This window comes from Halomonas sp. 25-S5 (assembly GCF_029889845.1).
Classification (GTDB): domain Bacteria; phylum Pseudomonadota; class Gammaproteobacteria; order Pseudomonadales; family Halomonadaceae; genus Halomonas.
The window spans coordinates 1-18,574 of the sequence record NZ_JARANV010000001.1 but is presented as its reverse complement, the minus strand read 5'-3'; the positions used below and the strand labels follow the sequence as shown (position 1 = coordinate 18,574).

At 65.8% G+C, this 18,574-nt stretch carries 13 protein-coding genes; 5 read left to right on the top strand and 8 right to left on the bottom strand.

All coding sequences use genetic code 11. The features are described 5' to 3' along the window. Positions 1–49 precede the first annotated feature (49 nt). From rpsA to gyrA, 6 genes are all read right to left on the bottom strand, one after another. On the bottom strand, positions 50–1,726 hold the full coding sequence (rpsA, locus tag OP498_RS00065; RefSeq protein WP_280548328.1) for a 30S ribosomal protein S1: 1,677 nt from the start codon (positions 1,724–1,726) through the stop codon (positions 50–52). Between the two features lie 194 nt (positions 1,727–1,920). Further along, positions 1,921–2,610, bottom strand: a complete 690-nt coding sequence (cmk, locus tag OP498_RS00060) for a (d)CMP kinase (RefSeq protein WP_280551555.1) — start codon at positions 2,608–2,610, stop codon at positions 1,921–1,923. Further along, the gene (locus tag OP498_RS00055) at positions 2,607–4,907 is read right to left on the bottom strand and encodes a bifunctional prephenate dehydrogenase/3-phosphoshikimate 1-carboxyvinyltransferase (RefSeq protein ID WP_280551553.1); all 2,301 of its coding nucleotides are present in this window, start codon (positions 4,905–4,907) and stop codon (positions 2,607–2,609) included. The genes cmk and OP498_RS00055 overlap by 4 nt, the downstream gene beginning before the upstream one ends. 15 nt (positions 4,908–4,922) lie before the next feature. Further along, a complete protein-coding gene (gene pheA, locus OP498_RS00050) occupies positions 4,923–6,014 on the bottom strand; it encodes a prephenate dehydratase (RefSeq protein ID WP_280551551.1) in 1,092 nt (363 codons plus the stop codon). A 3-nt stretch (positions 6,015–6,017) separates the two neighbouring features. Next, the gene (gene serC / locus OP498_RS00045; RefSeq protein ID WP_280551865.1) at positions 6,018–7,136 is read right to left on the bottom strand and encodes a 3-phosphoserine/phosphohydroxythreonine transaminase; all 1,119 of its coding nucleotides are present in this window, start codon (positions 7,134–7,136) and stop codon (positions 6,018–6,020) included. A gap of 22 nt (positions 7,137–7,158) precedes the next feature. Beyond that, entirely contained in the window at positions 7,159–9,837 is a 2,679-nt protein-coding gene (gene gyrA / locus OP498_RS00040) for a DNA gyrase subunit A (RefSeq protein ID WP_280551549.1), read from the bottom strand. Between the two features lie 277 nt (positions 9,838–10,114). Here gyrA and OP498_RS00035 point away from each other — a divergent pair, with 277 nt between their 5' ends. The 5 genes from OP498_RS00035 (at position 10,115) to OP498_RS00015 (ending at position 16,180) form a co-directional block, all read left to right on the top strand. Continuing rightward, a complete protein-coding gene (locus OP498_RS00035) occupies positions 10,115–11,047 on the top strand; it encodes a recombination-associated protein RdgC (RefSeq protein ID WP_280548336.1) in 933 nt (310 codons plus the stop codon). Between the two features lie 26 nt (positions 11,048–11,073). Then, positions 11,074–12,240 carry a 1-acyl-sn-glycerol-3-phosphate acyltransferase gene (locus OP498_RS00030; protein WP_280548338.1) on the top strand — a complete coding sequence of 389 codons (1,167 nt, stop codon included), beginning with the start codon at positions 11,074–11,076 and terminating at the stop codon, positions 12,238–12,240. A gap of 13 nt (positions 12,241–12,253) precedes the next feature. After that, entirely contained in the window at positions 12,254–13,459 is a 1,206-nt protein-coding gene (locus OP498_RS00025; protein WP_280548340.1) for a cation diffusion facilitator family transporter, read from the top strand. An 86-nt stretch (positions 13,460–13,545) separates the two neighbouring features. Then, positions 13,546–14,259 (top strand): transglutaminase-like cysteine peptidase, encoded by a 714-nt coding sequence (locus OP498_RS00020; RefSeq protein WP_280551547.1) that lies wholly within the window; start codon positions 13,546–13,548, stop codon positions 14,257–14,259. Positions 14,260–14,263: 4 nt separating this feature from the next. After that, positions 14,264–16,180, top strand: a complete 1,917-nt coding sequence (locus OP498_RS00015; RefSeq protein ID WP_280548344.1) for an EAL domain-containing protein — start codon at positions 14,264–14,266, stop codon at positions 16,178–16,180. A gap of 70 nt (positions 16,181–16,250) precedes the next feature. On the opposite strand, the gene OP498_RS00010 is transcribed toward OP498_RS00015, so the two are convergent. Both OP498_RS00010 and OP498_RS00005 read right to left on the bottom strand, forming a co-directional pair. Further along, positions 16,251–16,589 carry a tryptophan synthase subunit beta like protein gene (locus OP498_RS00010; protein WP_280551545.1) on the bottom strand — a complete coding sequence of 113 codons (339 nt, stop codon included), beginning with the start codon at positions 16,587–16,589 and terminating at the stop codon, positions 16,251–16,253. Positions 16,590–16,683: 94 nt separating this feature from the next. Then, a partial coding sequence (locus OP498_RS00005; RefSeq protein WP_280551543.1) for a hypothetical protein occupies positions 16,684–18,574 on the bottom strand: 1,891 nt, incomplete at its 5' end.

Genomic DNA, 18,574 nt, shown 5'->3' with positions numbered 1-18,574 from the left:
GCCTTGTCTTGCCAAGCCAAGCGATAAGGGACCGGAGCCCCTGCCGCTATCAGTCCTGACCCATCTGCTGCTTGATGAGATCCCCGATGGTAGTTGCACCACTACTCTCGGGAGAATCCTCACGCAGCTTCTTGAGGTTCTGGCGAGTGTCGTCCTGGTCCTTGGCCTTGATGGACAGGGCGATCTGGCGATTCTTGCGATCGACACCGATGATGCGGGCCTCGACGCTGTCGCCCTCGTTCAGCACGTTGCGGGCATCCTCGACGCGGTCGGCGCTGATCTCGGAGGCCTTCAGCACGGCGACGACATCGGTGGCCAGCTCGACCTGGGCTTCCTTGGCATCGACCTCGACCACGCGACCGGTGACGATGGTGCCCTTGTCGTTGACGGCCAGGAACTCGGACACCGGATCGGTATCGAGCTGCTTGATGCCCAGTGAGATGCGCTCACGCTCCGGATCGATGGAGAGGATGACAGCTTCCGCCTCGTCGCCCTTCTTGAACTGGCGAACGGCTTCCTCGCCGGTGTCGGTCCAGGAGATGTCGGACAGGTGCACCAGTCCGTCGATACCGCCTTCCAGGCCGATGAAGATGCCGAAGTCGGTGATCGACTTGATGGTGCCGGTGACGCGGTCACCCTTGTTGTAGCGCGCGTTGAAGTCTTCCCAGGGATTGGTGGTGCACTGCTTGATACCCAGGGAGATACGACGACGCTCCTCATCGATGTCCAGCACCATGACGTCCACATCGTCGCCGACCTGCACGACCTTGGACGGATGGATGTTCTTGTTGGTCCAGTCCATTTCGGAGACGTGGACCAGGCCCTCGACGCCCTCTTCCAGCTCGGCAAAGCAGCCGTAGTCGGTGAGGTTGGTCACGGTAGCGTGGACCTTGGTACCTTCCGGGTAACGATCCTTGATGTTGACCCACGGATCCTCGCCCAGCTGCTTCAGGCCCAAGGAGACCCGGTTGCGCTCGCGGTCGAACTTGAGCACCTTGACAGTGATCTCGTCACCCACGGCCACGATCTCGCTGGGATGCTTGATGCGCTTCCAGGCCATGTCGGTGATGTGCAGCAGGCCATCGACGCCACCCAGGTCGACGAAGGCACCGTAGTCGGTGAGGTTCTTGACGATACCGATGATCTGCTGGCCTTCCTGCAGGGTCGCCAGGAGGGCTTCACGCTCGGCGCTGTTCTCGGCCTCGAGCACGGCGCGACGGGACACAACCACGTTGTTGCGCTTGGCGTCGAGCTTGATGACCTTGAAGTCGAGTTCCTTGTTCTCGAGGTGGGTGGTGTCGCGCACGGGGCGGACATCCACCAGGGAACCCGGCAGGAAGGCACGGATGGAGTCGACGTCGACGGTGAAGCCACCCTTGACTTTGCCGTTGATCACGCCCTTGACGATCTCTTCCTTCTCGAAGGCGGCTTCCAGCACTTTCCACGCTTCGGCGCGCTTGGCCTTCTCGCGGGACAGGCGTGTCTCGCCGAACCCGTCCTCGACGGCTTCCAGGGCGACGTGCACCTCATCACCGATGGCGATGTTCAGCTCGCCATTCTCGTCGCGGAACTGAGCCGCGGGGATCTGACCTTCTGACTTCAGTCCGGCATTGACGGTGACCCAGTCGCCGTCGATGTCGACGATGGTAGCCGCGACGATGGCGCCCGGCTCCATGTTGATGTCCTGGAGAGACTGTTCAAACAGTTCAGCAAAGCTTTCGCTCATGATGTTCCTACGTGATCAACGTTGAGTACGGCGTTGCCGCCTTCTCCGCACCACCAGCGAGTGCGGGCCTTATTTACCAAACCCCCGGGGATGTTAGCGCTGGTTCGACCTGGCCCAGCTCACGGCGCTGCTTTATCAAACCAAGAAGTGCCGGACCACGTCATCACATCCTGCCGGAGGCGCCGCAAGGGAGTTCAGGTGGCGGGTGCCAGACCGCGTTCGGTCAGCAGCTCCGTCAGCCGATCCACCACTTCCGGTATCGTCAGGCGCGTGGTGTCAAGCGTGATGGCATCGATGGCCGGCTTGAGCGGGGCCACGCTGCGCTGCATGTCGCGGGCATCGCGCGCCTGAATCTCCTTTAGAAGACTCGATAGACTAGCATCCACCCCGGCCTCCCGCAACTGGAGGTGGCGCCGTCTCGCCCGTTCGGAGGCCGAGGCGGTGAGGAAGATCTTCAGCGGCGCATCGGTGAACACCACGGACCCCATGTCGCGGCCGTCGGCCACCAGGCCCGGGGCCTGCCGGAAGTCGCGCTGACGCTGCAGCAGCGCCTCGCGCACCGCGGGCAGCGCGGCGACCCGCGAGGCGGCATCGCCCACCTGCTCGGTGCGGATCGTGGTCGTGGCGTCCTGCCCCTCCAGCAGCACGGTAGTGGCATCATTGTCGGCGAGGAACACCACGTCGAGGTCGCGCGCCACTTCGGCCAAGCTGGCCTCGTCATCCAGGGGCACCTCGTGCTTCACCGCAGCCAGCGCGGTCAGGCGATACAGCGCCCCGCTGTCCAGCAGGCGCCAGCCCAGGCGTTCAGCAACCAGGCGGCTGATGGTGCCCTTGCCTGCCCCGCCCGGGCCATCAATGGTCAGTACCGGTGCCGGATCACTCATGACGCCTCCTGCTGTTCCTCGAGGGTCAGCCCGACCCGGCGCGCCAGGTCGATGAAGCCGGGGAAGGAGGTGGCCACGTTGGCACAGTCGTCGATGACGATCTCCTCGCTTGCTCGCAGCGCGGCGATGGTGAAGGCCATGGCGATGCGATGATCCCCCAGGCTGTCGATGCGGCCGCCGCCGTAGCTGGCCCCCTCGCCGCCCTCTCCTTCATGACGGCCGACGATATCGATGCCATCCTCGAGCAGCACATGCTCGACGCCGAGGACGGCCAGGCCGTTCGCCATGGCCTGCAGCCGATCGGACTCCTTGACGCGCAGCTCCTCGGCACCCCGAAGCCGGGTCGTGCCCTCGGCATTGGCCGCGGCGATGAACAGCGCCGGGAACTCGTCGATGGCCAGCGGCACCTGCGCCACGGGAATCTCGATGCCCTTCAGCGGGGCATAACGGATATGCAGGTCGGCCACCGGCTCGCCGCCCACCTCGTGCTCGTTCTCCAGGCGCAGGTCGGCGCCCATCAGCTGGAGGATGTTGATCACGCCGATGCGGGTCGGGTTGATGCCGACGTGCTCAAGTACCAGGTCGGCGCCAGGCGTGATCGCCGCCGCCACCAGAAAGAAGGTCGCCGACGAGATGTCGCTGGGCACGTCGATGGGGGCCGCGGTTAGCCTGCCGCCGCCCCGGAGCCAGCAGGTGTCGCCCTCGCGGTGCACCTCGTAGCCGAAGCCCTGGAGCATGCGCTCGGTGTGGTCACGGGTCGGCGCCGGCTCGCGCACGCGGGTCTCGCCCTCGGCGTAGAGGCCGGCGAGCAGCAGGCAGGACTTCACCTGCGCGCTGGCCATGGGCATGTCGTAGGTAATGCCCTTGAGCGCCTTGCCACCGTGGAGTTGCAGCGGCGGACGCCCGCCCTCGGCGGTATCGATCTCGGCGCCCATCGCTCGCAAGGGATCGGCCACCCGCCCCATGGGCCGCTTGGTCAGCGAGACATCGCCGGTCAGCTCGGTATCGAAGGCCTGGCCGGCCAGCAGCCCGGCGAACAGGCGCATGGCGGTGCCGGCATTGCCCACATAGAGCGGCCCGGAGGGCGGTTTGAGACCGTGCATGCCGACGCCATGGACGGTGACCCGCCCCTGGTGAGGCCCCTCGATGGCCACGCCCATCTCGCGGAAGGCCTGCAGGGTGGCCAGGCTGTCCTCGCCCTCGAGGAAGCCCTTCACCTCGGTGACGCCCTCGGCCAGCGCCCCGAGCATGATGGAACGGTGGGAGATCGACTTGTCGCCGGGCACGCGGATCCGCCCGGTGACGCCACCGCCGGGGCTGACCCGGTAGCGCAGCTTACCGTGTTGTTGCATCTGGTACTCCGCCTGATAACTGGTTTGGTTGAGCAGGGATTCGAAATAGTGTCGGGCGTGACTGGCCCGGTCGAAGGTGGCCAGCATGGCATCACCGTCACCGCGCTCCACCGCGCACCGCAGCCGAGCCACGCCGACCTCGAAGTCGTCCAGCGAGGCGAGCACGGCATCGCGGTTGGCGATGAAGATGTCGCGCCACATCACCGGGTCGCTCCCGGCGATGCGAGTGAAGTCGCGAAACCCGCCGGCGGCATAGCGAAAGATCTCCAGGCGCTCGTCCTGGCGGGCCAGGGTGTCCACCAGCGAGAAGGCCAGCAGGTGCGGCAGGTGACTGGTCCGCGCCAGCACTTGGTCGTGGCGGGCCACGTTCATCTCCAGCACCTCGGCCCCGGTGGCTTCCCAGAGCACGCGCACCCTGGCCGTCGCGGCCGGATCGGTAGCGGATTCGGGGGTGAGGATCACCTTATGGCGCGCATAGAGCTCGGCATCGGCGGCGGCGACCCCGCTCTTCTCCGAGCCGGCGATGGGGTGGCCGAGCACCAGGTTGGCCGGCATGCGACCGAAGGCGGCCACGGCCGCCTCGCGGATCGCCGCCTTGGTGCTGCCCACATCGGTGACGACGACATCCGGTGCGGCGCGATCGATCAACCCGGCCAGCTGGGCCATCACCGACTCCATGGCCAGTACGGGCACCGCCAGCACCACCAGCGACGCGCCCTCGACCACCGCCTCGAGTTCGGTGTCGCCGCGGTCGATCAGGCCCATCTCCACGCCGCGGGCGATCTCGGACGCATCGGGGTCGCAGGCGAGGATGGTGTCCCGAAAGCCGGCGGCGCTCTCTTTGGCCGCCCCGAAGCCGGCGGCGCGCAGCGCGGCGGCAAGAGAGCCGCCGATCAGCCCCAGGCCGACGATCAGGATGCGCCGCTCATCGGGCGGCGGCTTCACGATGCCCGCCATCCCTCAGAGCACGCCGACGGGATAGGAGCCCAGCACCTTCACCTCGGCGGCGCGCAGCTGGACCTCCTCCAGCATGGCCGCGACACGCGGCTCCTCGCGATGCCCCTTGAAGTCGATGAAGAACACGTAGTTCCATACGCCGGTGCGCGACGGGCGGGTCTCGAGGCGCGTCATGTCGATCTGGTGGCGATGGAAGGGCTCTAGCAGGTCGTGCAGGGCCCCCGGCTGGTTACGCATCGCCACCACCAGTGAGGTCTTGTCCTCGCCGGAGATGGGCACGTCCTGGTTGCCGATGATCAGAAAGCGCGTGGAGTTGTCCGGCCGGTCCTCGATCTTCTCGGCCAGCTTGGCGAGCCCATAAAGCTTGGCGGCCATGTCACCGGCGATGGCCGCACTGTGCCACTCGGTCTTGACCAGGCGCGCCGCCTCGGCATTGGAGGAGACCGGCACTCGCTCGGCCTGGGGAAAGTGGGCGTCGAGCCACTTGCGGCACTGGGCGAAGGACTGGGGGTGGGAATAGATCCGCGAGACCTTGTCGCGACGGGTCGTCTCGGCCACCAGCAGGTGATGGTGGATGCGCAGCACCACCTCGCCGCAGATGCGAAGCCCGGAGTCCATGAAGGAGTCGAGGGTGTGGTTGATCACCCCCTCGGTGGAGTTCTCCACCGGCACCACGCCATAGTTGACGGCACCGGCCTCCACCTCGCGGAACACCTCGTCGATGGCGGCCATCGGCAGGCTGATCGCGCTCTCGCCGAAGTGCTTGATGGCGGCCTGTTGGGTGAAAGTGCCCTCCGGCCCCAGGTAGGCGACCTTGACCGGCTGCTCCAGGGCCAGGCAGGCCGACATGATCTCGCGGAACAGCCGCGCCATCTCTTCGCTGTCCAGGGGGCCCGTGTTGAGCTCCATGATCCGGCGCAGCACCTGGGCCTCGCGTTCGGGCCGGTAGAAGACCGCGCCGGGCTCATGCTCGGCCTTGATCTCGGCCACCTGCTGGGCACAGGCCGCCCGCTCGCTGATCAGGCGCAGGATGTCGTTGTCCAGGGCGTCGATGCGCTGGCGGAGCGCCTCGAGGCTGAGGGTAGGCTCAGTCATGGGTTATCCCCTGCGTTTCTCGAAATCGGCCATGAAGTCGATCAATGCCTCGACGGCGGCCTCGGGCACGGCGTTGTAGAGGCTGGCCCGCATGCCCCCCACGCTGCGATGCCCCTTGAGGTTGAGCAGCCCCGCTGCCTCGGCCTCGTCCAGGAAGGGGCGGTCCAGGCGCGGGTCGGCCAGCACGAAGGGCACGTTCATCCGCGAGCGGTTGCGCAGCGTGATCGGGTTGGCATAGAGCCCGCTGCCGTCGATGGCCGCATAGAGCCTGGCCGCCTTGCGCGTATTGATGGCGTCCATGGCCGCCAGGCCGCCGATATCGCTTTTCAGCCAGTCGAAGACCAGTCCCGCCAGGTACCAGCTGTAGGTCGCCGGGGTGTTGACCATCGAGCCCGCCTCGGCGAGCGCCTTGTAGCCGAACAGCGTCGGCATGTCACTACGGGCCTGGTCCAGCAGGTCGTCGCGCACGATCACCACCACCAGGCCAGCCGGCCCGATGTTCTTCTGGGCACCGGCATAGATCACCCCGAACCTCGAGACATCGAGCGGGCCGGAGAGCAGGCTCGAGGACATGTCGCAGACCAGCGGTACCTCGCTGCCATCCGGCCGGCGCGGCCCTCCCCCTTCACTGCCGGGAATATAGTCGAATTCGAGCCCGCCGATGGTCTCGTTGGCGGTGTAGTGCAGGTAGGCGGCGTCCGCGGAGAGGACGGTGTCCTCCTGGCGCGGCACGGCACTATGGCCGTTCTCCTCGCTGCTGGCGGCCACATGGACATCGCCGAACAGGTGGCGCGCCTCGCTGATCGCCTTCTTGCCCCAGATGCCGGTGTGCAGGAAGTTGGCCCGTCCGCCGGCCCCCAGCAGGTTGTAGGGCAGCGCGGCGAACTGCAGGCTGGCCCCGCCCTGGGTGAAGAGCACGCGGTAGTTGTCAGGAATGGCCAGCAGCTCGCGCAGATCGGCCTCGGCCTGCTCGGCGATGGCCACGAAGTCCTCGCCGCGATGGCTCATCTCCATTACCGAGAGGCCGCGGCCCTGGTAGTCCAGCAGTTCGTCCCGGGCTCGCTCCAGCACGGCAGCGGGCAGCGCGGCAGGGCCGGCACAGAAGTTGTAGTGACGGCGAATGGGGGACAGACCCCCATTTCCATTACTCCCCATCTCGCTCTCCTTCTTCACCTTCACCTTCGAAATGGGGGTCTGTCCCCGATTCCTCTAGCTCATCGATCCGCACGGTCTTGACCAGCTTCTCGTCGTTGCCCAGGCGGATCAGCATCACGCCCTGGGTGTTGCGCGAGGTGATCGAGACCTCGTCGACCCGGGTGCGCACCAGGGTGCCGCGATCGGTGATCAGCATCATCTCGTCGGTGGCGTAGACCTGCATGGCCGCCACCAGGGCGCCGTTGCGCTCGCTGGTCTGCATGGCGATCACGCCCTGGCCGCCGCGCCCGCGAAGCGGGAACTCCTCGAGGCGGGTGCGCTTGCCGTAGCCGTTCTCACTGGCGGTGAGGATGTAGATCTGGCCGCCGTTGCCGGCCTCGACGCTCGCGCCCTCCTCGGCCTCGGTCTCGGCCTCAACGTCGGCCTCGGCGTCGATCTGCTGGCTCTGCGGGATAATCAGGCTGATCACCTCGGCATCGCCGAGCAGGCGCATGCCGCGCACGCCACGAGCGGTGCGGCCCATGGCGCGGACGTTGGACTCCTCGAAGCGGATCGCCTTGCCGTTGGAGGAGAGCAGCATGACGTGGTCGCTGCCCGTGGTGATGGCGGCGCCCACCAGGCGGTCGCCCTCCTCGAGGTCGATGGCGATCAGGCCCACGCTGCGTGGCCGCGAGAACTGCTCGAGGCTGGTGCGCTTGACGGTGCCGCGCTCGGTCGCAAAGAAGATGTAGCTCTGCGGGTCGTAATCGCGCACCGGCAGAATGGCGTTGATCGCCTCGCCCTCGTCCAGCGGCAGCAGGTTGACCAGCGGCTTGCCCCGCGAGCCACGGCTGGCGACGGGCATCTCGTAGACCTTGAGCCAGTAGACCTTGCCGCGATTGGAGAACAGCAGCACGGTGTCGTGGGTCGAGGCCACCAGCAGGTGCTCGATGACGTCCTCGTCCTTCATCGCCGTGGCCGACTTGCCGCGCCCACCGCGGCGCTGGGCCTGGTAGTCGGAGAGCGGCTGGGTCTTGGCGTAGCCGGTGCGCGACACGGTGACCACCATGTCCTCCTCGGCGATCAGGTCCTCGAGGCGCAGGTCGAGGTGGCTGGCCTGGATCTCGGTCTTGCGCGGGTTGCCGAACTGGTCGCGCACACCGATCAGCTCCTCGCGGATCACCTCGAGCAGCCGCTCGGCGGAGGCCAGGATGGCGGTGAGCTCGGCGATCCTCTCGAGGATCGACAGGTACTCGTCGAGGAGCTTCTCGGTCTCGAGCCCCGTCAGGCGATGCAGGCGCAGCTCGAGGATGGCCTGGGCCTGGGCCGGCGACAGGCGGTACTCGCTGCCGGCCTGGCTGAGGCCGAAGCCCTCCTCCAGGTCCTCGGGCTTGCAGGAGGTCGCCCCGGCACGCTCGAGCATGCCGGTGACCTGCCCCGGCTGCCAGGACTTCGCCAGCAGCTTCTCCTTGGCCTCGGACGCGTTCGGCGACGCCTTGATCAGCTCGATCACCTCGTCGATATTGGAGATGGCGACGGCCAAGCCCTCGAGGATGTGGCCGCGCTCGCGGGCCTTCTTCAGCTCAAAGAGGGTGCGACGGGTCACCACCTCGCGGCGGTGGCGGATGAAGGCCTCGAGGATCTCCTTGAGATTGAGGATCTTCGGCTGGCCATTGTCGATGGCCACCATGTTGATGCCGAAGACGGTCTGTAGCTGGGTCTGGGCGAAGAGGTTGTTGACCACCACCTCGCCGGACTCGCCGCGCTTGACCTCGATCACCACCCGCAGGCCGTCCTTGTCGGACTCGTCGCGCAGCTCGGCGATGCCCTCGATCTTCTTTTCCTTGACCAGCTCGGCGATCTTCTCGATCAGCCGCGCCTTGTTCACCTGGTAGGGAAGCTCGTTGACGATGATGTGGTCACGGCCGGTCTTGTCGTCATGCTCGATGGTGTGGCAAGCACGCACATAGATGCGCCCGCGGCCGGTGCGGTAAGCCTCGAGGATGCCGGCGCGACCGTTGATGATGCCGGCGGTGGGGAAATCCGGGCCGGGCACATGCTCCATCAGGTCGTCGACGCTAAGGGTGTAGTCGTCGATCAGCGCCAGGCAGGCGTTGATGATCTCGCCCATGTTGTGGGGCGGGATGTTGGTCGCCATGCCCACGGCGATGCCCGAGGAGCCATTGATCAGCAGGTTGGGGACCTTGGTGGGCAGCACCTCGGGAATGCGCTCGGTACCGTCGTAGTTATCGACCCAGTCGACGGTATCCTTCTCCAGGTCGGCCAGCAGCTCATGGGCCAGCCGGGCCATGCGCACCTCGGTGTAACGCATGGCGGCGGCGTTGTCGCCATCGATGGAGCCGAAGTTGCCCTGGCCGTCGACCAGCACGTGGCGCATCGAGAAGTCCTGGGCCATGCGCACGATGGTGTCGTAGACGGCGCTGTCGCCGTGGGGGTGGTACTTACCGATGACATCGCCCACTACACGGGCGGACTTCTTGTACGGCTTGTTCCAGTCGTTACTAAGCTCGTGCATGGCGAATAGCACACGCCGATGCACCGGCTTGAGACCATCGCGCACGTCGGGCAGCGCACGGCCGATGATCACGCTCATCGCGTAATCGAGGTATGACTGCTTGAGCTCGTCCTCGATGTTGACTGGCAGAATCTCTCTGGCGATGTCACCCATGGGTCGTCGAATCCTTTGCACTGCAACAGGTTGGCGCGTCACGTGGCCGTGACATGGCGCGCAATATCAGCCTGGCATCATACCATCCCGGACGGTGCAAAGGGAGCTGTGCAAGGGGGCTAAGGCAGGACCAGTGCCGCCATGGCCTCGCGGATCTCGCCGCCGATCTCGATGGCTCGACTGGCCGCCAGGTCGAACAGCACGAAGGTGATGTCGGCACTGGCACCGGCGCCTCCCTTTGGCCATAATGTGCCCCCTTTCTCTCGGGAAATGCTCCATGTGGTTCAAGCACTTGCACCTCTACCGCCTGCACGACGCCCCTGAGCTGGATGCCGCCAGCCTGGAAACCGCCCTGGACGAGCAGGCCTTCCGCCCCCTGGGGGGCAGCGAGGCGCGTCGCCTGGGCTGGTCCGCACCGGCCGGCCGGGCCGGGACGCAGCTGCTGCACGAGCTGCAGGGCCAGCGCCTGATGACCGCCCTGCGCCAGGAACGCATCCTGCCCGCCTCGGTAGTCCGCGAGGAGGTCGAGGAGCGCAGCGAGGCCATCGAGGCTAACGAGGGCCGCAAGCTGCGCCGCCAGGAGAAGCTGGCGATCAAGGAAGAGGTCTACGAGGAGCTTTTGCCCCGGGCCTTCGTGCGCAGCCAGAAGGTCGACCTGTGGTGGGACAGCCGCCGCCAGCTGATCGCCGTCAATGCCAGCTCCCGCAAGCGCGCCGAGGAACTCCTCGACCTGCTGCGCGAGACCCTGGGCAGCCTCAAGGTGACCCCGCTGGCCAGCCAGACGCTGCCCATGCGGGCCATGACCAGCTGGCTGGGCGATCCGGGCGCGCGCCCGGCCGACCTGGTGCTCGGCGACCAGGTGGAGCTCAAGGCCAAGGGCGACGACGGCGTGCTGCGTGCCCGCCAGGTCGACCTCGACAGCGACGAGATCCAACAGCTGCTGGAGAGCGGCCGCCAGGCCAGCAAGCTGGCACTGTCGATCGAGGGACGGCTAAGCTTTGTGCTGCATGACGACCTGGCGATCAAGTCGCTGCGCTTCGACGACGCCCTGATCGACGAGGCCTCCCAGGCCGACGATGGCGATGACGCCCTGGTGCGCCTGGAGACCGACTTCATCCTGATGACCCAGGCGCTGGCCGAGAACATCGAGCGCCTGATCGAGTGGCTGGGTGGCGAGGCCGGCACCGCCGGTGACGCCCGCAGCGCCTGATCGCCTCCGACCAAAGCCTGGACCCCATGACCGAGACTCACCACACCCCCGCATCCGATCCCTGGGCCGCGATCCGTCCCTACCAGGACGACGAGGTGGCCGAGGTCCTCGCGCGCCTGGCCCATGATGCCGAACTGCTCGATGCCCTGACCCGCTATCGACTGCCGCGGCTCAGCCACTTCATGCCGCGTCTCTCGCGCGTCCTGGCCAGCTTCGCCATCCGCCGCGAGGTGCGCGGCGTGAGCGGCGTGCATGACTTCCAGATGCGCATCGCCCGCTACATGCAGCGCATGATCCGGACCTCCACCGACATCTTCCGGGTGGAGGGGCTCGAGGCGCTGGACCCCAACAGTGCCTACCTGTTCATCGGCAACCATCGCGACATCTCGCTGGACCCGGCCTTCGTCAACTACGCGCTTTACCTGGCCGGGCGTGACACCGTGCGCATCGCCATCGGCGACAACCTGCTCAAGAAGCCCTACGTCAACGACCTGATGCGCCTCAACAAGAGCTTCATCGTACCGCGCAGCGCCCGCGGCAAGCGTGCCATGCTGGCCGCCTACCAGAACCTTTCCGCCTACATTCGCCACTCCATCCTCGAGGACAACCATCCCATCTGGATGGCCCAGCGCGAGGGCCGCGCCAAGGACGGCATCGACCGCACCGACCCGGCAATCATCAAGATGCTGACCATGGCCCGCCGTGGCCGGGAACGCCAGGTGAGCATCGGCGAGGCCATTGCCGAATTGCGCCTGGTGCCGGTGTCGATCAGCTACGAGTACGACCCCTGCGACCTGCAGAAGGCCAGGGAACTGCACGCCATGCAGACCAGCGGCAACTACGAGAAGAGCGAGTTCGAGGACATCAGCTCCATTGTCGCCGGCATCACCGGCCACAAGGGGCGGGTACAGCTTACCTTCGGCACCCCGCTCACGGCACAGTTCGACACCCCCGAAGCCGTGGCCGCCGAGATCGACTGCCAGGTGCTCGCCGGCTACCACCTCTTTCCCAGCCACTTCCTGGCCCTGGAGGCCCTTGGCGAGGCCCCGGACCTGATCGACCTGAGCGAGGTCAGCGACGCCGATCGCGCCCGCTTCCAGGCGCGCCTGCAGGAGGTGCCCGACGAACTTCGCCACTGGTGGCTGACCCAGTACGCCAACCCGGTGCTCAACAAGGCGGGGCGCCACCGTTGAGAGGCGAGATAAGATGAACGAGTACCCGGGCGTGAGTGCGCAGGCGACAAACCGACAAAGCTCGACTGCAGATCGCGCCGCCCAGACCCGCGAGGCCCACAAGGTCACGCTGATCGGCGCCGTCATCGACTTCGTGGTCGGCGTGGCCAAGATGCTCGCCGGCTTCGCCGTAGGCTCGGCGGCCCTGGTGGCCGACGGCATCCACTCCTTCTCGGACATCCTGACGGACCTGTTCGTCGTCGCCGCCACCCACTACGGCCGCCAGGAGCCCGACAGCAACCACCCCTACGGCCACGGCCGCATCGAGACCCTGGCCACCTTGTGGCTGGGCAGCGTACTGATCTTCGTCGCCGGGGGCATCGCCTGGGCGAGCATCACCCGGCTGGTAGGCGGGGAACCGGTGCCCGCCCCAGGCCTGTGGGCGATCGGCATCGCCGTGCTGGGCCTGATCGCCAAGGAGTGGATCTATCGCTACACCTTGCGGGTGGCCAGGCGGGTCAATTCACGACTGCTCGAGGCCAACGCCTGGCACTCGCGCTCCGATGCGCTCTCCACCGTGGTGGTGCTGGTGGGCCTGGTGGCCGCACAGTTCGGGGTCGGTTGGATGGATGCCGTGGCCGCCATCGTGGTCGGCATGATGGTCGGGCAGGTCGGCGGGCGGCTGCTGTGGGAGTCCAGCCAGGAGCTCATCGACACGGCGTTGCCCCGCGCGCAGCGCGACCACATGCGGGACATCGCCGAGCGCGTCCCCCATGTCAACGGAGTGCACGACCTGCGGACCCGCAAGCTGGGCAGCGATGTGATCCTCGACCTGCACATCGTGGTGCCGCCGCGGGTCACCGTCTCCGAGGCCCACGAGATCGGCAACGAAGTGAGTCGCCGCCTTCGCGAGGCCTTTCCGGAGCTCGCCGACGTCACCTTCCACATCGACCCCGAGGACGATTCGGGCGAGCTCGAGCACAGCCTGCGCCCCGGCCTGCCGCTGCGCAGCGACGTGGTGGAGCTCCTCGATGACGCCTGGCAGGGGCTGCCGGTCTGGCATGCCCGAGTCGCGCTGGACCTTCATTACCTGGACAACCAGGTGGATGTCTCTCTCTACATCAATGCGCTGCCCGACGGCCAGACCCTCGAGGGCGCGGTCGGTGAGCTGCGCCGCGCCGCCCAGGACCTCAACTGGGTAGGCCGGCTGCGGATCTGGCTGGGGCCCGGCAAGGGTTGAGCCGCTCGACATCACGCCGATCACTCCCCTCGCATTAGGACTCTACGCCCCCTAGACTTGAGCAAACGCTCAGCCAGGCCCGCCGCATGCCGCCTCCCCCCCGGACACTCGATTCGCCCGGACGTCGCCGTTTCCTGGCGGGGCTCGGCAGCCTGTCGCTGGCCATCGGCCTGGGGCTGCATCCCTCCTCGGGTGAGGCCAACCTCTCGCCCGAGCGCCTGCGCCAAAGCATGCAGCGACTCTATGGCCAGCAAGGGCTATCGAGCCTCGAGGCGTGGTTCGCGCTGGTCGAACGGCTGCGTCCTGCCGACCTGCAGACCCGCCTGCGCGAGGTCAACGCCTTCTTCAACCGGCGGGTCCGCTGGCTCGACGATATCGACATCTGGGGCCAGGAAGACTACTGGGCCACGCCGCTGGAGACCCTGGGCCGCGGCCAGGGGGACTGCGAGGATTTCTCCATCGCCAAGTACATCACCCTCAAGGAGCTGGGGGTACCGGGCGACGAGTTGCGCATGATCTATGTCCGCGCACGCATCGGCCGCAGCGGCATCACCCAGGCGCACATGGTGCTGGGCTACTACGAGACCCCTGCGGCGGACCCGCTAGTGCTCGACAACCTGGTGTCCTCGATCACCCGCGGCTCCCGGCGCACCGATCTCGATCCGCTGTTCAGCTTCAACAGCAGCGGCCTCTGGGCCGGCGGCTCCACCCGATCGCGTGCCGACCCAATAGCACGCCTCTCGCGCTGGCGACGCGCGATCGATCGCATGCAGGCGCAAGGATTCATTCAAGGGGGATAACAAGATGTCGCTCATCAAGCAGCTCTGGCTGACCATCGTGGTACTGCTGCTGCTCGCCTTCGGCGGCAGCCTGTTCATCGGTATCAGCTCCAGCCGGGCCTACATCGAGCAGGAAGTGCGCATCAAGAATGCGGACAATGCCAATGCCCTGGCGCTGACCATGAGCCAAATGCCCAAGGACCCGGTGACCCTGGAACTGCTGGTAGCCGCCCAGTTCGATACCGGCCACTACCGGCGGGTCGAGCTGCGCGACCCACTGGGCGAGATCATCGAGCAGCGCCGCGCCGGCGAGGCCATCGAGGACGTGCCGGCCTGGTTCGTCGATCTGGTGCGCTTCGAGGTCCCCCCAGGACAGGCCGTGGTCCAGGACGGCTGGCGACAATTCGGCACTCTTACGCTCGAGAGCCAGCACAGCTTCGCCTATCGCTCGTTGTGGCGCAGCAGCCTGGAACTGGTCGGCTGGTTCGCCCTGGCCGCCGCCCTCAGCCTGCTGCTGGCCGGGTGGATAGTGCGAACCATCCGCCGGCCGTTGCGTCATGTCGTCCAACAGGCCCGGCAGATCGGTGAACGGCGCTTCACCACCCTTCCCGCCCCGCGCACCCGCGAGTTGCGCGAGGTGGTGGTGGCCATGAACCAGCTCTCCGCCGCCGTACGGGACATGCTCGGCGAAGAGAGCCAGAAGCTCGACCTGCTGCGCCGACGCCTGCAGCACGACAGCGTGACCGGCGCGCTCAAGCGCGAGGCCTTCCTCGCCCAGCTGCAGATCCTTCTGGAGAGCCAGGATGGCCGAGCCAGCGGTACCCTGGCCTTGGTGCGCCTGGCCCGGCTGGCCGAGGTCAACGAGCGACTGGGCCACGGCGACACCGATGCCCTGCTGCATGCGCTCGCCAGCAGCCTGGACCAGTTCGGCAAGGTCCGCGGTGGCGGGGTCGTGGGACGCCTGAACGGCAGCGACTTCGCTCTGCTGCTGCCCGGTAGCCATGACCTGGAAACATTGCGTGATGAGCTCGGCAAGCGGTTCGCAGAGCTACGACAGCAGAACCCCGTGCCACTCGGCCTGCCGGCAGCACTGATCGACTATGCCCAGGACGACCAGCGTAGCGTGCTGTTGGCGAGCCTGGACGGCGCCCTTTCGGCCGCCGAGACCCGCGGTGACCAGAGCCTGGTCATCGCCGAGGGCCCCCAGCGCCGCAGCCTGTTCACCAGCCATGGCGAATGGCGTCGCGCCCTCCAGGAAGCCATGACCAAGGGGGTCTACCTGGCCCACTACCCGGTGCTGGATGGCAAGGGCAAACTCCTTCACTTCGAAAGCCCCTCGCGGCTGCGCCTGAACAGCGAGTGGCAGCCCGCCGGGGTCTTCATGCCCTGGATCTCGCGGCTCGAGCTCGACAGCCGGCTCGACCTGGCGGTGATCGACGAGGCCGTGCGCGACATCACCCAGCGCGGCAAGCCGCTAGGCATCAACCTGTCGGCCGCCTCGATCCAGGATGCCCGCTTCGTCATGGAGCTCCAGGCCCGCCTCAGGGCCCGGCCTGACGTCGCCGCGCGACTCTGGCTGGAGATCCCCGAATCCCTGGCGATTCATGACCTGGCCAGCTTCCGCAGCCTGTGCCACGCCCTGCAGCCGCTGGGCTGCCGGATCGGCCTGGAACATGTCGGCGCCGAATTCAACCGAATCGCCGACCTGCAGGACCTGGGGCTCGCCTACCTCAAGATCGACAGGACGCTGATCAAGGACATCGACAAGGTCGCCGAGCAGCAGACCATCCTGCGCGGCATGGCCACGCTCTGCCATTCTCTGGGGATATTGGCCATCGGCGAGGGGGTCGAGAACCTCGAAGAGGCCCGGATGCTCTTCGAGCTGGGCCTGGATGGCGCCACCGGCCCCGGGATTCGTCAACACGACAAGCCCACGGGCTGACCGTGAAACGGGCCGGCACTCTGGAGAATGCCGGCCCGTGTCGTCATGGGCACTACCCGTCTTGCCTGGGCTAGATCACCCCGCTCTCCTCGTCGCTACTGGACACCAGCTGCAGGCCATTGAGCCGGCGACGCAACGACTGACGCTCCATCACCTTCTCCTGGGCCGGTGCCGGCAGGTCGGTGAAGCTGATCACCCCCTTGTCCATCAGCACCTCGATCACGTCCTCCAGCACCCGCACGAAGGCCAGGTCCGAGGCCTGGAAGCGCGCCGCGCCCTTGCCTACCTCGCCCTCCGTCAGGAAGGCCAGCAGCTCCGGCGAGTCCGCCGGCAGGTACTCGCTGCACGCCGGCGTCTCCTCCCGGCTGACCAGTTCGATGCGACCGTCACTGTCACGCTTGATGTACATGGGGCCTCTCCAAAAACTGGTACTGGCAGCTTCGCAAAATGCCCCGCCCGGGCGTACCGGGCGGGGGCAATGCAGGTGCCTTAAAACTTCACCATCACTCGATAGAGTTAGTCGAGGTGTCTAAATCCTCGAAGGGCTGTGTTCCATTGACTGGAACATCGACCTGCACGGTTGAGAATGAAGTCTCAGGTGTTGTGTGAGAATCGGAGCCATCCTCCTGGAACAGCGCTTCTTCGTCTTCCAACAATACCTCCCCGGCACTGATCGCGAAGCTGGTATCCTCGGCGAGGGTCACACTGCCATCCATCCAGTTCACCTGTGATTGACCATGCACCAAGACATCGCCGTCTGCATCGGTCCGACTTTCACTTACCGCAGCGTAGTCGAGTGCGATGCTCTCCACACCCAGTTGGTACAGAGACGACAGCTCACCCTCATCGGTCTTGCCATCCGAGTTGGCATCCTGCCATACCGCGAACTGACTCCAGGCTTCATCACCAGCATCGAGCATACCATTGTTGTTAGTGTCGAAGACCTCTCTGACCGCTTCCATGTCGGTCTCGGCCGTATCGGACCACTCGGTAAAGACGTATTCGCGGGATTCATCCACAGTACCGGAGTTGTTGGCATCGATGACCAGCAGGCCATCGTCGGCACCGACCCAGGCCGTGCTCACCGACTCACCAGAGTTCTCGTCGGTGAACACCACACCTGCGTCGCGGGAGAGGTATTCGGCGCCGTCGCCATCGAGATCGAGGGCAATGGGGGAAACACTGAAACTACCGGTAGCAGAACCGTCGAGGTGAACACTAAATGCTTGCTCCGCAGTATCACCGTCACCGTCCTGCACTGCGAGTGAGCCGAGGGTGAAGCTATAGTCCAAGGAATCTGGATCATGAGAGACGAACTGGCCGACAGTGACGTCGTTCAGGCGGAAGCCATCGCCGCCGGAAGGTTCGTTACTCTCGACAGTCACGCTGTTAATGCCTTTCCCGCTGTCGAAACCGGCCAGTTCATGAACCGCCGTCAGCTGACCGCTGATAGAGCTAGTGGTTAAAGTGCCAAAGCTGCCGTCGTCATAGTTGACGGTAATGGCGAGGGAAGCCACGTTATTTGCTTGGTTCCCGCCGGTGAAGCCGGTGGTTTTGAACTCAAACGTATCGACCGAGTTACTGAAGCTGAAGGTCAGGCTCTCGCCAGGGTCTACCTGGTTGTCGGAAACCCCCCACCCCTGATTGCTGGGATTGACCTCATCGTCTTTGCTCTCGCCGAGCGTGCTGTCTCCATCGCTCGCCGTGACGGTAACCTCCAAATCGGAGATGGAACTGTTGATGGTCTTGGTTAACGACGGCCCCCCCACCGTGACATCGCCAGTGAGCAACTTATCGGTGGTGAGGTCAGGATCGCGAGCAGAGACCACCAGCGAATCATCACCATTGGCATTGAGCGTGAGCACGCCGGCGCTGTTTCCATCAGGGTCCTTAAGATCGATCACGACCTGACTTGAGCTCGAGGTGGTTACAATGGCATTGCCAACAGTGACGCCAATGTCAAAGTTTAGATTATCACTCGGGCCATCGGCGCCATAGTTCCAATCAGCAAACTGCTGGCTGTATGTAGCACTAACGTTGGGCGCTGAAAGCTCTACGATGCCATCATTGTTGGAATCTGCGATGTTGGTGAACTCGGGCACGTCGTCGATGGCACGAATCACCAGGTTGTCACTGGCCGTGGTGCCACCCACGCCATTGACCTGAATCGCGAGGCTGTCATCGAAGTGATCCAGTGTGACGGCGTCGTTACCAGTCGCCGACTTGCTGTCGTTGTCGATCGTGGCGTCCAGCGTGTAGGTGTAATCGATGGTGCCGCCAAAGCTATCACCGGTGTAGCCATCCAGCGTCAGTGTGCCTTCGCCGGTGCTTACTGTCTGCGAGCCATCAAATGCCTGGACCTGGGCCAGCGTGAAGGTGGTCCCGCCGATCACC